General features: G+C 65.4%; 12 protein-coding genes. 6 read left to right on the forward strand and 6 right to left on the reverse strand.

Translation table 11 applies throughout. The features are described from left to right. Nucleotides 1-7: 7 nt before the first annotated feature. From L2D00_12965 to L2D00_12975, 3 genes are all read right to left on the reverse strand, one after another. Complete coding sequence (locus L2D00_12965) at nucleotides 8-2,716, reverse strand: chemotaxis protein CheW (GenBank protein ID WBQ12748.1); 2,709 nt, start codon at nucleotides 2,714-2,716, stop codon at nucleotides 8-10. A gap of 95 nt (nucleotides 2,717-2,811) precedes the next feature. Further along, complete coding sequence (locus L2D00_12970; GenBank protein ID WBQ12749.1) at nucleotides 2,812-3,486, reverse strand: histidine phosphotransferase family protein; 675 nt, start codon at nucleotides 3,484-3,486, stop codon at nucleotides 2,812-2,814. A gap of 56 nt (nucleotides 3,487-3,542) precedes the next feature. Then, entirely contained in the window at nucleotides 3,543-3,767 is a 225-nt protein-coding gene (locus L2D00_12975; protein ID WBQ12750.1) for a hypothetical protein, read from the reverse strand. A gap of 257 nt (nucleotides 3,768-4,024) precedes the next feature. Here L2D00_12975 and L2D00_12980 point away from each other — a divergent pair, with 257 nt between their 5' ends. Beyond that, on the forward strand, nucleotides 4,025-5,518 hold the full coding sequence (locus L2D00_12980) for a M23 family metallopeptidase (protein WBQ12751.1): 1,494 nt from the start codon (nucleotides 4,025-4,027) through the stop codon (nucleotides 5,516-5,518). Nucleotides 5,519-5,732: 214 nt separating this feature from the next. Continuing rightward, a complete protein-coding gene (locus L2D00_12985; GenBank protein ID WBQ12752.1) occupies nucleotides 5,733-6,686 on the forward strand; it encodes a radical SAM protein in 954 nt (317 codons plus the stop codon). Nucleotides 6,687-6,694: 8 nt separating this feature from the next. Here L2D00_12985 and L2D00_12990 read toward each other — a convergent pair whose 3' ends face one another. Next, nucleotides 6,695-7,924, reverse strand: a complete 1,230-nt coding sequence (locus tag L2D00_12990) for an argininosuccinate synthase (protein WBQ12753.1) — start codon at nucleotides 7,922-7,924, stop codon at nucleotides 6,695-6,697. 190 nt (nucleotides 7,925-8,114) lie between these two features. Between L2D00_12990 and L2D00_12995 the strand changes: the two genes are divergently transcribed. Together L2D00_12995 and glsA are read left to right on the forward strand one after the other, a co-directional pair. Continuing rightward, complete coding sequence (locus L2D00_12995) at nucleotides 8,115-8,627, forward strand: GAF domain-containing protein (GenBank protein ID WBQ12754.1); 513 nt, start codon at nucleotides 8,115-8,117, stop codon at nucleotides 8,625-8,627. A 103-nt stretch (nucleotides 8,628-8,730) separates the two neighbouring features. Further along, complete coding sequence (glsA, locus tag L2D00_13000; GenBank protein ID WBQ12755.1) at nucleotides 8,731-9,981, forward strand: glutaminase A; 1,251 nt, start codon at nucleotides 8,731-8,733, stop codon at nucleotides 9,979-9,981. 6 nt (nucleotides 9,982-9,987) lie between these two features. Here the strand turns inward: glsA and L2D00_13005 are convergent, their stop codons facing one another. Continuing rightward, nucleotides 9,988-10,674: an SdpI family protein gene (locus L2D00_13005; GenBank protein ID WBQ12756.1), complete on the reverse strand. Its 687-nt coding sequence runs from the start codon at nucleotides 10,672-10,674 to the stop codon at nucleotides 9,988-9,990. Next, nucleotides 10,664-10,960, reverse strand: coding sequence for a metalloregulator ArsR/SmtB family transcription factor (locus L2D00_13010; GenBank protein WBQ12757.1), 297 nt, complete (start codon nucleotides 10,958-10,960; stop codon nucleotides 10,664-10,666). The genes L2D00_13005 and L2D00_13010 overlap by 11 nt, the downstream gene beginning before the upstream one ends. Before the next feature lie 74 nt (nucleotides 10,961-11,034). On the opposite strand from L2D00_13010, the gene L2D00_13015 reads away from it, so the two are divergent. Together L2D00_13015 and L2D00_13020 are read left to right on the forward strand one after the other, a co-directional pair. Next, nucleotides 11,035-12,435 carry an alpha/beta hydrolase gene (locus tag L2D00_13015; protein ID WBQ12758.1) on the forward strand — a complete coding sequence of 467 codons (1,401 nt, stop codon included), beginning with the start codon at nucleotides 11,035-11,037 and terminating at the stop codon, nucleotides 12,433-12,435. 30 nt (nucleotides 12,436-12,465) lie between these two features. Next, on the forward strand, nucleotides 12,466-12,894 hold the full coding sequence (locus L2D00_13020) for a hypothetical protein (protein ID WBQ12759.1): 429 nt from the start codon (nucleotides 12,466-12,468) through the stop codon (nucleotides 12,892-12,894). Nucleotides 12,895-13,000: the final 106 nt, after the last annotated feature.

The raw sequence follows: 13,000 nt of genomic DNA on the forward strand, positions 1-13,000 counted from the left end.
GTTTCCCTCACGCTGCGCGCGCAGCTTGGTCAAGCGCGGCGATCAGACCGCCGCGGTCACTTGGGCGCATGATCGCAACAAAACCTTCAAGAATGCCTGAATGACTGTTTCCGACGCCCAGACGTGGCACATCTGCGAACAGGCTCTCTTCGGCCAGGCGCGCCAGTGCGGCCGGATCGCCCACCAGAACGTCATAGCGCGCACCCATCTGGGCGGCGTCACGCGCTTCGTGCAGGCTGCCCGCGACCGTCACGTCATAGCCCGCTGCTGCCAGAAGCGGTGCCAGCATGCGCCGGGAGAAGGCGTCCGCCTCCACCAGCAGGACCGCCGGCCGCGCAGCGCGCGTTGCGGCGCTGCGCTGGGGCGCGCCATCCCAGGCGCGCTCCATGAACCAGGCAATGTCGAGCATTTCTGTGGCTTTGCCCTTGAGAATCGCAGAGCCGATGACGCCGGGCCGGTCAGACCCCAGTTCCAGCTCCAGCGCCTCTTCGACCACATCGATGATCGCGTCCACCGCGACGCCCGCCGAGCGGTCGTCCTCGGCGAACACCAGCACGGGCTGGCGCCCTTCGGTGCGGAAGGCGTCCGGACCGGCCGCATGAGCCAGCGGCAAAAGCCGGCCGCGATACTGCACCACATGACGCCCGTCGACGATCTCGATCGCGCTGGCGTCAATGTCTTCCAAGCGTGTGATCAGGCTGACCGGCACGGCCTTGGGTTCTGTTCCGCCGGCGCGCACCAGCAGCAGGCGTTGGCGCAACGCAGCCTGGTCGCCCGCACCGTCAGCCGTTTCGGTGCCCTGATCCTGGTCCTCGCCTTCCAGCGCGGTCTCCTGGGCCAGGCCATTGGGATCAAGGATCATGATAACCGAGCCATCGCCCAGAATCGTGGCACCGGAGAACATGTTGAGCTGGCGCAGCGGCCCGGACAGCGGCTTGACCACGATCTCGACCGTGTCGACGACATCGTCCACCACCAGCCCGATGCGCCGTCCTGACGCCTCCAGCACGATCACATAGCCGGCCGGTGTTTCGGTGCCGGTCGCACTGGGGTCGAGCACGCCCGACAGAGCGACCACGGGCAGCAGCCGGTCGCGCAGGCGGATCAGGTGGGCACCATTGAGTGTTTCCACCTTGACCGCGGAACCCGGGCCGACGCGCACCAGTTCGCGCACGGACAGTTGCGGGGCTGCGAAACGGGCACCGCCCGCCTTCACAATCAGGGCCGAAATGATGGCGAGGGTGAGAGGGATCTTGATCGTGAAAGCCGTGCCTCCGCCCGGCGTGGATGCCAGGTCGATAGCGCCGCCGATCTGTTCGATATTGGTGCGCACAACGTCCATGCCGACGCCGCGGCCAGACAGGCTGGTGACCGCGGCAGCGGTGGAGAAGCCCGGCGCGAAGATGAAGCGCTGGATCTGAGCCTCGCTCATCCCGGCGAGCTCTTCCGGAGTGGCGAGCCCTTTTTCCAGCACTTTCTCGCGGATGCGGCCGGCGTTCAGGCCGGCACCGTCATCGGAGATCTTCATGATGATCGCGCCGCCTTCGTGATAGGCGGACAGGCGGATTGTGCCGGTCTCAGGCTTGCCGGCGGCGGCGCGCGCGGCCGGACTTTCGATCCCGTGATCGCAGGAATTGCGGATCATGTGGGTGAGCGGATCCTTGATCAGCTCCAGCACCTGACGGTCGAGCTCGGTATCCTCGCCTTCCTGGATCAGCCGGATCTTTTTGCCGAGGTCCTGGCAGGCATCGCGCACGATGCGCGGCAGCTTGCGCCAGGCGTCGCCCACCGGCTGCATGCGGGTTTTCATCACCCCGTCCTGCAGCTCGCCGGTCACCGAAGTGAGGCGCTGGAGCGGCCCTTTGAGCTCGCTGTCCTCGCTGTCCATCACCAGTTGCTGCATCTGATTGCGGGCGAGCACCAGCTCGGACACCGTCGTCATCAGATTTTCGAGCACGTCCACGCTGACGCGGATCGTCGCGCTGCTGCGCGCACCGCCCGACGCAGCGCCGGTGTCGTTGGCGGAAACCGGGCCGGCGCTGGGTGTCACGTCCATCTCCTCATCCCGGTCCAGGTGGGCGGCCTGGACGGCACCGGGCGCGTCTGGCTCGTCTTCTTCAGGGCCCGGCGTGGACATGAAGGCAGCTTCCAGATCGGCCAGCGACACTTCGCCCGGACGCAGTGCACGGCCGAGATCGGAATCGAAGGGCGAGTCCGGATCCGGTGCGGCGTCCGGTCCTGCGCTGACGGTTTCGACCGCGACCGGCTCGGGTTCAGGCTCCGGTGCGGGCGTGGGCGCGGGCGCGGGTGCCGGCTTCGGCGCTGCTGCCGCCGTGCTGCGGCCCTCCGCCATGGCTTCCAGCTGGGCGATCAGATCGCTGTCATCACCGTCCGGCTCTGCGCCGTCCGCTTCCAACCCGCCCAGGATCATCTTGATCCGGTCTAGAGACTGGAGCACCAGCGTCACCGCTGTGCTGTCCGCCACAAGGGTGCCGTCCCGGAAGCGGCCCAGAAGCGTTTCGCCCGCATGGGCAACGGCTTCGAGCCGGGTCAGCGCGAGAAAGCCGCACGTGCCCTTGATGGTGTGCAGGAGGCGGAAAATATTGTCCAAAGTCGCCCGGTCGCCGGGATTGGCTTCGAACTTGACGAGCTCGGAGTCAATGACATCGAGGCTTTCGGCCGTCTCTGCGAGGAATTCGCCAATCAGTTCGTCCATGGGATCGCCTGGAGTTGGTTAACATGACACTCCAGCTGTTTTGCCACGGACCGGGTTAATGTAGTCTTGGCAATCTGCACTAGCCTGCGAATTCTTTATTCCGCCGCCTGCTCGCGCTGGCCAGGACCGGTGAGGGCGGTGAATTCGATGCGCTCCTCGCTGACGCTTGCCTCGGCCCGGCCGCCGCTCTCGCGTGCCATCAGGCCGGCGTAATAGGGCTGCACCGAACGGCCATCGAAACCATCCTCGGGGCGTTCGCCGCGCAGGGCCAGCACATAGGACGGATCGAGACGCAGGCGCGGCCCGGCCGAGACCACGCGCAGGCGCGCGCCGCCACCGGCCGACGCATGGGCCTCCACCGTCACCGTGCCACCGCGCGGCAGAGCGTCCACAGCCAGCCAGACCAGATTGAGCAGGATGCGCGCGGCGTGCTTGTCGATGACGCCCTCAGCCGGTTTCCAGACCAGGTCCGGACGGGCTTCGGCGAACATCGCCGTGCTCAGCTTTTGCATTTCGCCAAGGCTCATCTCGCCGCCGCGGTTTCCTGCGGCACCAAAGCACACCCGGGCATATTCGATCTTCGCGCCCAGCTGGCGCATGCTCGAGCGCAGCAATGACAGCGCATCCTCGCGCATGTCGCCGGCATTGGGGTCGTCCAGCACACCCATAGCCGCGCCCATGCCCTGAACAGGGTTGGAAAAATCATGACAGACCCGCGAGGCCAGAAGCGCCGCAAGCTCGGAAGCGGAGGGGATGATGTGCGTGCTCATGACGTGAGCCTTAGCCGATTCGCGGCCCGTCAGAGGTTAACGCGCTGCGCGATCGTTCAGGGCTCGCGGTCGATATCGTCATGGCCGTGGCGGGCCGAATAGAACACCAGCGTCATCAGCCCGCCGCCGACCGCCAGCGACAGGACGACGCCCAGGGCCATGGCCAGCCAGCCGTGCCAGGTGATCTGCAATCCCCCGCCACCCAGCCCCCAGATCGCGAAGGCAATCGAAGCGACGAGCAAAATGCCCAACGTCCCGGCGAGTAGGAGAGTCTTGTTCATGGCTGCAGCTGTCTTCTCACCTGGCCCGTCGGGGCGTTGTCTTATCGTTAACGCGCGGTAACGCTAATTGATCTTGGCAATACGAGCCGTCTGGGTCACCATCATATGCGTTCCGGCTGACCGCAAAAGCAGACTGATCCAGATCGGTCTGATATTTGCTAGCTGGTTTGCAGCGCTCCGGCGCCAGCCGCTAAATGCTCATCTCGGAGGGGAGATGGGACCTCAGACCACTGGAAGCAACAGGGATATCCGCATCCATGTCAGGATTCGACGTCCGTCTCGATGACGCCCGCCGCTCCCGTACACTGGTGTTTTTCGCCACGCTGGCCCTAGGCCTGATCATCGTGGTGGGCGCGCTGCTGTTGCGATTCACCAGTCCCGGCGCGCCGTCCAGCCAGGCGTCTCCCGTTCCCGCCAGCGCCAGCGCCATCGAGACCCTGTCCGAAACCGCACAGGCGGATGGTGAAGGTGTCAGCGCCGTTGCAGCTGCCCCGCTGCTGGACAGTGCGCGTGCGGTGATCGAGGCCGAGCATGCCTTGTTCACCGCTGCGCCGTTACGCGCCGCCGTCGACAGCATTGACGTCACTGTACGCTCCGGACAAACACTGGCCAGCGTGCTTGCCAATGCCGGTGCCGACCGCGTGGATGCCGCGCGCGCCATTGCCGCGCTGGATCCGGTGTTTTCGGTGCGGCGCCTGCGCGCCGGGCAGGACATGACCATTTTCTTCGAAACGCCTGCGGGCATGGACGATAGCGAACGGCGTCTGGCCGGTCTGTCTTTCCGTCCCGATGTGGAACGCACACTGACCGTCGCGCGTTCCGGCGACCGCTTCCGCGCCCGCGAAGCCGCCCTGTCATTGCAGCGTGAGTTCGTGCGCGTGCGCGGCGAGGTCAATTCCAGCCTGTATATGGCGGCCATCGAGCAGGGCGCCACCGACCGGATCGTGGTGCAGCTGGCCGGCATTCTGGGCTACGCGGTCGATTTTCGCACCATTCAGCCCGGCGACGCCTTCGACATGGTCTATGAGCGCGAGGTCAACCGCGACGGCGAGACGGTGCGCACGGGCGAGATCGTCTATGTCAATTTCGCCGGTCGCGGATCGCCCATCGAGTATTTCCGCTACACCGCCCCCGACGGAGAGACCGGGTTTTACACCGGCGACGGTGAAGCCGCCCAGCGCCTGCTGATGCGCATGCCGGTGAACGGCGCGCGCATCTCCTCCTCGTTCGGCATGCGCTTTCACCCGATCCACCGGGTCAACCGGCCGCACAATGGCACCGACTTCGCCGCCCCGCGCGGAACGCCGATCATGGCCGCAGGCGCGGGCGTGGTCACGCGCGCCAACTGGCATGGCGGCTATGGCAATTATGTCAGCATCCGTCACGCCAATGGCTATGAGACGTCTTATGCCCACCTTCAGGGCTTCGCCCGTGGCATCCGCGCCGGCGCGCGTGTCTCCCAGGCGCAGGTGATCGGCTATGTGGGCTGCACCGGCTCGTGCACCGGCCCGCACCTGCACTATGAGGTGCACAATAACGGACGCCCGCTCAATCCGATGCGCCTGGACCTGCCGACGGGCCGGCGCCTGACATCGGGCGAGCTGCCGCATTTCATCGCCGAACGCGACCGCCTGCTGACACTGCGCGACAGTGTCGTGTTCGCCAATGGCGCGCCGCCGGTGAATGGCGACGCTGCGCCGGTGGTGCTGGCGGCCCGTGACGCCGGGCGGGTCGGCAGCGGCAGCCGCTAGGGGCGGCCGCCGCTCCCTACAGCCTAGTCGTTCTCGCCCAGCCGCTTTTTGCGGTCTGGGTAGAGGCCTACTCTTTTGTTTGGCGCATCGCACTAATTCTAGAGATTTCAGTATTTTAGCTGAATATAGCTTGTTTTTTGAAGCGTTCTATTTGATTTCGAGGAGAAAAACAGTTACCATTTGACAAAGTCCAATTTTTCGGGAGGGTATTCAATTGACAAATCAAGACATTGGCAAAAAATCAAATTTAGATTTCATTTGGCTTGAGCTGACATATCAATGCAACTTGAGCTGTTCTCATTGCTACACCGAGTCTAGTCCAGATGCTGGGGTTAAGGATAAACTCAGTTACGAAGAGTATGTAGATGTGCTTGCCGGTGCCGCAGATTTGGGCTGCAGGGCAGTTCAATTTATTGGTGGCGAGCCTACCCTGCATCCAAGGCTTCCAGATCTAATCGAGGCCGCTGACCGATTAGGTTATGAGTTTCAGGAAGTATTTTCAAACCTGACCCGCTTGCCGAGCAGGGTTTTGGACTCAATCAAAACATTTGGCGTGCAAGTTGCCACGTCCGTCTACGGTGCAAATCCGAACATTCATGATCAGATCACAAACCGGCCAGGCAGCCATAAGCGTACTGTTAGCAACGCCTCGCGATTGGTCGCAGAGGGCATTCCACTTAGGGTTTCAGTAATCTGTATGGAGGCCAATGCAGAACATGTAGCTGAGACCATTGATTTCGTCCAATCGCTTGGTGTTAAGAACATTGGCGTGGATGACATCAGGGGCTTTGGACGAGCGTCCGGTGGATCTGAATCCATGAGTGATCTGTGCGGCAACTGCGCTGGGAATATTGCCTGTGTGACCGCCGATGGTCGTGTCAGCCCATGCATCATGTCGCGGACTTGGTCTGTCGGGTCCATTCAGCAAGCCAGCTTCAATGAGCTCATCACTGGGGGCGGAATGAGCAAAGCAAGGCTTGAGATTGCCGCTGCGACTGGTAATTTGTTGGCACATGGCCAAGACACAACGCGCATGTCGTGCAGCCCCTGTGCTCCGAGCGATGCCAATTGCGCCCCGAACTGCTCGCCCAACTATTCTTGTACGCCTTGCGCTCCAAACGGCAGCTGGAAATGCCAGCCCAATTTGTTTTGCAATCCCGCACAATAGGTAAAACATCAATCGTTCTCGCCCAGCCGCTTCTTGCGGTCCGCGATGAGGCGCAGGCGCAAGGCGTTGAGGCGGATGAAGCCTTCGGCGTCTTTCTGGTCGTAGACGTGATCTTCCTCGAAGGTCACGTGGGCCAGCGAGTAGAGCGAGGCTGGCGACGTCCGGCCCACCACCAGCACATTGCCCTTGTAGAGCTTCAAGCGGACCTCGCCGCTGACATGGCGCTGGGAATGGTCGATGGCTGCCTGCAGCATTTCGCGCTCGGGGCTGAACCAGAAGCCCTCATAGAGCAGCTTGGCATATTTCGGCATCAGCTCGTCCTTCAGGTGCATGGAGCCCCGGTCGAGGGTGAGCTGTTCGATGCCGCGATGGGCCATCATCAGGATTGTCCCGCCCGGCGTTTCGTAAATGCCGCGCGACTTCATGCCGACAAAGCGGTTCTCCACCAGATCCAGCCGGCCAACGCCGTGCTTTGAGCCCAGCGCGTTGAGTGCAGTGAGGAGCGTTGCCGGCGACATCGCGTCACCATTGACGCTGATGGCGTCGCCGCGCTCGAAACCGACGGTGATGTATTCAGGCTGGTCCGGCGCGTCCTCGGGATGGGTGGTGAGCAGGCAGACCTCGTTGAAGGCTTCTTCAGCAGGGTCCTCGAGCATTTTGCCCTCGGACGAGGTGTGCCAGAGATTGGCGTCCACCGAGAACGGCGCCTCGCCGCGCTTGTCCATGGGCACCTGGATGCCATGCTGTTCGGCGTAGGCGATCAGCTTGGTGCGCGAGGTCAGATCCCATTCGCGCCACGGTGCGATCACGCGCAGGGACGGATCTAGCGCCGCCACGCCCAGCTCGAAGCGCACCTGGTCATTGCCCTTGCCGGTGGCGCCGTGCGCCACAGCGTCGGCGCCGGTTTCGTGGGCGATCTCCACCAGGCGCTTGGCGATCAGCGGGCGGGCGATGGAGGTGCCCAGGAGATACTGGCCCTCATAGACGGCATTGGCGCGCACCATGGGGAAGCAATAGTCGCGCACAAATTCCTCGCGCAGATCATCGATATAGATCTGCTTGATCCCGGCCTTCTCGGCCTTGGCGCGCGCCGGCGCCAGCTCTTCGCCCTGACCCAGATCGGCGGTGAAGGTGACGACCTCGGCGTTATAGGCGTCCTGCAGCCATTTCAGGATGACGCTGGTGTCCAGCCCGCCTGAATAGGCGAGGACGATCTTTTTGACGGGCTTGGCTGACATGGCGCGGTCTCCTTCATTGTGCGGCGCGGCAATCTAGGGCCAGGCCGGATGCGATGAAAGCGCTGTTTCCACCGGCCCGTAAGAAGGCCACCGCCGGAGTCAGCCCGTGGGCCTGCGCGGTGGCTTTACCGATCTTTCAAATTCGTACAGGCTAATGAATGGCCGAACAGGTCGCTGCTTGGGGTGCTGCATGTCTAATCCGGGTGCAATCAGGCTGGACGATCCGCGGCGCCTGGTTGAACTGGAGCGGTTCCAGGCCGCTGCGCTCGCAGCCGATTCACAGCTGCCCGAGATTATTGAAGCGGCGCGTTACGCCTTTCGTGGCACGCTTGCTGCGCTCAGCTGCGTGGGTCCGGAGGTGACAACCTTCCCCTGGATTGCCGGTGTCCCCGGGGAGAATGTGCCCACCTGTCATGCGTTTTGCAGGCGGGTCGTGGAGACAGGCGAGCCGTTCATCGCCAAGAATCTCACCCTCCTGCCTGACTACGTGCAAAACCCCTATGTCGCCAGTCCGCCTTACATGCGCTTCTATGCTGGCATTCCTGTGCGTAGCCCGTCAGGCTTTGTGCTGGGCGCTTTTGCGATCTTGAACCACGAGCCGAGTGTCCGGTTCGATTCGGTTGATTTCGAGGCGCTGCAACGTTTCGCCTCTATTGCGATGGGCATGGTCAACATGCACGCCGACCTGCGCGCCGTGGCGTAGGGCTTGCGCACAGAGGGCGGCACTGTGAAGCTTGGGCGGTAATGTCCTCCCGCCCCCGGTGACGCATTTGGCTCCCCCGAAACCACACACCGCGCCGGCCCTGGTGCCTGGCGCTTTCCGCACCCGGCCCGCCCAGTTCGAGCGCGCCGCGCCGGCGACCGGCAAGGCCGACAGCGCCGCGGCCTGGCAGGCATTGTCCGCGCGGGGGCAGCCGACGGGCGAGGCGCTACTGGCGGCGCTGCAGACGGCCGGACTGGGACCGGACGATCCGCGCCTCACCGCCACCCGTGCGATGTTCAAAGACGCTGGTGCCTTGAGTGAGGACAGTTTCGCCCTGCCGGGAGACGAGGCGTGCCTGGTGCGCGCGGCGCTGACCGGCGGTCTGGCGGCGGGCGATTTCCTGGCCTTTCGTGGACGGCTCACCAATTTGTTCCACTACGCCTCGGGCGTCAGTGCGGGCAAGGTCGCCAGCTATATCCCGGAGCTGGCCAAGGCCGACGCGGACGCCTTCGCGCTGGGCTGCTGCACGATTGACGGCCAGCGCTTCGAGCTGGGCCTGGGCGAGGATGACGCCACCCGGCGCTTCTGCGTGCAGTCAGTAATGAAACCCATGAATTACGCCCTGGCGCTGGAGCTGGTGGGCGAAACCACCTTACACGCCCATGTGGGCCGCGAACCGTCGGGGCAGGGCTTCAACGAAATCACGCTCAACAAGAAGGGCCGGCCCCACAATCCCATGATCAATGCCGGGGCGATCCTGACCGCAGCCCTGATCCGGCCGGGCCTGCCGGTGGCCGAACGCTTTGATCTGGTGAAGCGGCTGTGGCGCGGCGCGGCGGCGGGCGAGGCACCGGGATTTGACGCGGCGGTGTACGCCAGCGAGACCAAACACGCCGACCGCAATCACGCGCTGGCGTACTTCATGCGCGAGCATGGCTGTTTCCCGCCTGAAGCCGACATGCACGAGGCGCTGGAGCTTTACCTGCGCTGCTGCGCCATCGAGACCGATGTGCGCCGGCTCGCCTGCGTGGCGGCGACGCTGGCCAATGGCGGGGTGTGCCCGGTCACCGAGCGCCAGCTCATCTCGCGCGAAAGCGTCAAGGCCGTGCTCTCGCTCATGCTGAGCTGCGGCATGTATGATTTTTCCGGCGAGTACGCCTTCACCGTCGGCCTGCCCGCCAAGTCCGGCGTCTCTGGCGCGCTGATGATCGTGGTGCCCGGTGTGGCCGGCTTCGCCCTCTACAGCCCGCGCCTTGGCGCCCAGGGCAATAGCGAGCGCGGCGTGGAGTTCTCCCGCCGCCTGGTGCAGGCCTTCCCCTGGCATGTGTATGCGCCCATCGTGGCGGGGGCTTGAACGCCGCTAGCTGTCCTCGCTGAACACCTCGCGCTCCGGGTCGCGGCGCCAGACCAGGAAAGACAGCACCACCGACCCGAAGGCCGTCATCAGGATCAGGCCGGAAAACACGAAGACCGCCACCATGATGGGCGCGAGCAGGGTGCACGCTGCGCCGATCAGGCCGCTGAGGACGAAGCCGCGCCCGGCCCAGCGGTGTGTGGCGTCCCAGGCGCGGTCAGACGACAAAGTCCAGGGCGTGCGCACCCCGACAAACCAGTTGGGCCGCGCCTTGCCCAGCGCATTGCCCACGATCACCATCAGGGCGCACACCCCCAGCATCACTGTGCGCGGCACGCTGTCCCCGTCCGGCGCGACCATGCCGAGCGCGCTCAGGGTGAGGGCCGCCTGGACGATGGCGAACAGGCACAGGGTTGCGATCCATATGGTCGGGAGAACTGAGCCGGACGCCGCCAGATTGCGCCCGCGCGGATCGATATGGGGCGCGGCCGCCAGCAGGATGGACAGGAAGATCGCGGCCCCTGGGATGAGCAGGAAGGCTTCCGCCTTGCCGCCATAGCGGTCGGGTTGTCCGGCGGCGTTCCAGTGCACCGCGATCTCGACGCCTGGCGGCGCAGCGAGCCAGCCCCACAGGCTGAAGCCCAGTGTCATTGCGATCAGGGCCGCCACCGCGGTCAGTGCTCTAGCGCTCATGCCCGTCCTCTCCTTCGTCCTCGTGGTTTCCGGCTCCCAGCAGGCCCATCACGGCCGCCACAGCCTCTTCAGCTACCGACGCGTTGAGCCGGTAGCGGATGGTGGTGCCGATGCGTTCGGCCCGGATCAGGCCGGCGTCTTTCAGGGCCGCGAAATGGCGCGACATGGTGGGCTTGGTCACCGGAAACGCGTCGGCCAGATCGCCCGCGCTCATCGGCCCCGCGCGCAGTTTTTTCAGCACTGCGCGGCGGACCGGGTGGGCAAGGGCTTCGAACACATCTGTCATGTTTCAATATTTAGACTCGACGCTAATTAGCGTCAATGCTAAATAATAGACCGAGCTGACAAGGAGCCCCAGCCATGACCGCCTTCCAACGCGCCGCTCTCTGCCTTGCTGCCGGCCTCGCGCTTGCTGCGTGCGGGCCTCGTGCGGGTGCCGATGCGCCGTCTCCGGCCGGCCCCGGGACGCAGGCAAGCACCACCGAAGGCTTTGACGGTGCCTGGCGTGGGACATTGGAGATTGGCGCCCAATCGCTGCGTCTGGAGCTGGAGCTGGAGGCGGGCGAGGATGGCTGGCGGGGCGCACTGATCTCCCGTGATCAGAGCCCGGCGGGCATGGCGCTGACCACGCTGGCCATCGCCGGTAACGTGATCGGTTTCGCCATCAATCCGCCGGGCGTCGCCTTCGATGGCGTGCGCGAGGGCGACGCGATCCAAGGCCGCTTCCGGCAGGGGACTGTGGAGGCTGATCTGAGGTTTGAACGGGGACGCTTTGAGCCAGCGGCTCCGGCCGCGCCACACAATGATGACGGCGAAACCGCTGTCAGCATCCACGCGGGCGAGGTCACGCTGTCGGGCACGCTGCGTCTGGCGCCGGGCGACACTGCCGGGCCGGGCGTGGTGATCCTGTCGGGCTCCGGACCCCAGGACCGGGATGGCACCTTTGGCGAGCTGCGCCTCTACGCCGCGCTGGCGCAGGCGCTGGCCGCGCAGGGCCTGTCGTCTCTGCGCCTTGATGATCGCGGGGTCGGCGCCAGCACCGGACCCGCGCCGCAGGCTCCGTCCGATCTCGCCGCCGATGCCGCAGCGGCGCTGGCCATGCTGGCGGCTGAACCGCGCATCGCCTGCGCCGGGTTCGCCGGTCATTCCGAAGGCGCGCTGATCGCCCTGCTCGCCGCGCCGGACGCTCAACCTGACTTCATCATCTCGCTGGCAGGCATGCATATGAGCCTGGAGCAGACCCTGTTTGATCAGGCCGAAGCCCTGATCCGCGCCTCAGGCGGGACCGACGCCCAGGTGACCGGCAATCGCGCTCTGCAAGAGGCCATGTTTGCAGTATTGCGCGCGGCAGAGCCCAGTGCGCGCGTCAGCGAGGACATGGAGCAGGCCTTGCTGAACGCCGGCGCGCCCGCCGGCCTCGCCCGCCAGCAGGCCCGGATCTGGGGCCAGCCCTATGCCGTGGCGAGCTTCGCCGTGGACCCGGTGTCGGCAGCGGCTGACTACCCCGGCCCCATGCTGGGCGTATTCGGCGAGTTTGACCTGCAGGTGCTGCCCGCGCGCCAGTCCGAGGCCCTGATGGCGGCGCGTGGGGGTTTGCCAACGCAGGTCGTGATCCTCGACGGCGTCAATCACCTGTTTCAGGAGACCGCGACGGGTCTGCCCGCCGAGTACGGGCAGGCGCGCCACCCGCTCTCGCAAGCCGCCCTCGGCACGATTGCCGGGCGCACCGCCGCACTGGCCGCGCAGGCCTGCGGCGGCTAAGTCTCAACGGGTCTCATCGCCGGAGCCGCCATGCGTCTGATCGCCTTCTGCCTCGCCGCCTTCGCTCTCATCCTCGCCGGCTGCAGCCCGTCCGGCCCGGCTGAGCCGATGGCGGTGTTGTCCGGGACCGGCGAACCGGCCGAGGCCCCCGATCCGCGCCTTGAGGGCGTGTGGGTGACGGTGCTGGAAACCGGCGTGGAGCCGCGGCCCTTGCGCCTGACGATCACGCTGGAGGGGGACGCGGCGCAGGTGGAGCTCACCGCGCCCGGGCAAGGCGGGGCGCAGGTGCGCTTTGAACAGGTGCGTGTGGACGGGCCGCAGATCGGTTTCGCCACGGGTCTGGGCGCGCTGATGTTCGAAGGCGCGCTGGACGGCGGGGACACCATCGCGGGCACGGTCTGGCAGGGCCGCGCGCCAAGCGAGCTGGTTTGGACGCGCGCGCAGAGCCCCCACCAATGAACCGGGCGCAATAGCGCCGCTCGAGCCGTCACCGGGGCTGCTGACAGGTCCACACGGTCTGCGCACGGCCTGCGGCGGGCGGCTCGAGGGCCGGTGATCTGCGTGC

The sequence above is a fragment of the Hyphomonadaceae bacterium BL14 genome, from assembly GCA_027627705.1.
Classification (GTDB): Bacteria; Pseudomonadota; Alphaproteobacteria; order Caulobacterales; family Maricaulaceae; genus Oceanicaulis.

What these genes read in the sequence shown, in the direction of transcription:
- L2D00_12990 (WBQ12753.1), bottom strand. Translation starts at nt 7,924, where the DNA reads ATGTCAGCCAAGCCCGTCAAAAAGATCGTCCTCGCCTATTCAGGCGGG.
- L2D00_13010 (WBQ12757.1), bottom strand. Translation starts at nt 10,960, where the DNA reads ATGACAGATGTGTTCGAAGCCCTTGCCCACCCGGTCCGCCGCGCAGTG.
- L2D00_12965 (WBQ12748.1), bottom strand. Translation starts at nt 2,716, where the DNA reads ATGGACGAACTGATTGGCGAATTCCTCGCAGAGACGGCCGAAAGCCTC.
- L2D00_12975 (WBQ12750.1), bottom strand. Translation starts at nt 3,767, where the DNA reads ATGAACAAGACTCTCCTACTCGCCGGGACGTTGGGCATTTTGCTCGTC.
- L2D00_12980 (WBQ12751.1), top strand. Translation starts at nt 4,025, where the DNA reads ATGTCAGGATTCGACGTCCGTCTCGATGACGCCCGCCGCTCCCGTACA.
- L2D00_12995 (WBQ12754.1), top strand. Translation starts at nt 8,115, where the DNA reads ATGTCTAATCCGGGTGCAATCAGGCTGGACGATCCGCGGCGCCTGGTT.
- L2D00_12970 (WBQ12749.1), bottom strand. Translation starts at nt 3,486, where the DNA reads ATGAGCACGCACATCATCCCCTCCGCTTCCGAGCTTGCGGCGCTTCTG.
- L2D00_13005 (WBQ12756.1), bottom strand. Translation starts at nt 10,674, where the DNA reads ATGAGCGCTAGAGCACTGACCGCGGTGGCGGCCCTGATCGCAATGACA.
- L2D00_13020 (WBQ12759.1), top strand. Translation starts at nt 12,466, where the DNA reads ATGCGTCTGATCGCCTTCTGCCTCGCCGCCTTCGCTCTCATCCTCGCC.
- L2D00_13015 (WBQ12758.1), top strand. Translation starts at nt 11,035, where the DNA reads ATGACCGCCTTCCAACGCGCCGCTCTCTGCCTTGCTGCCGGCCTCGCG.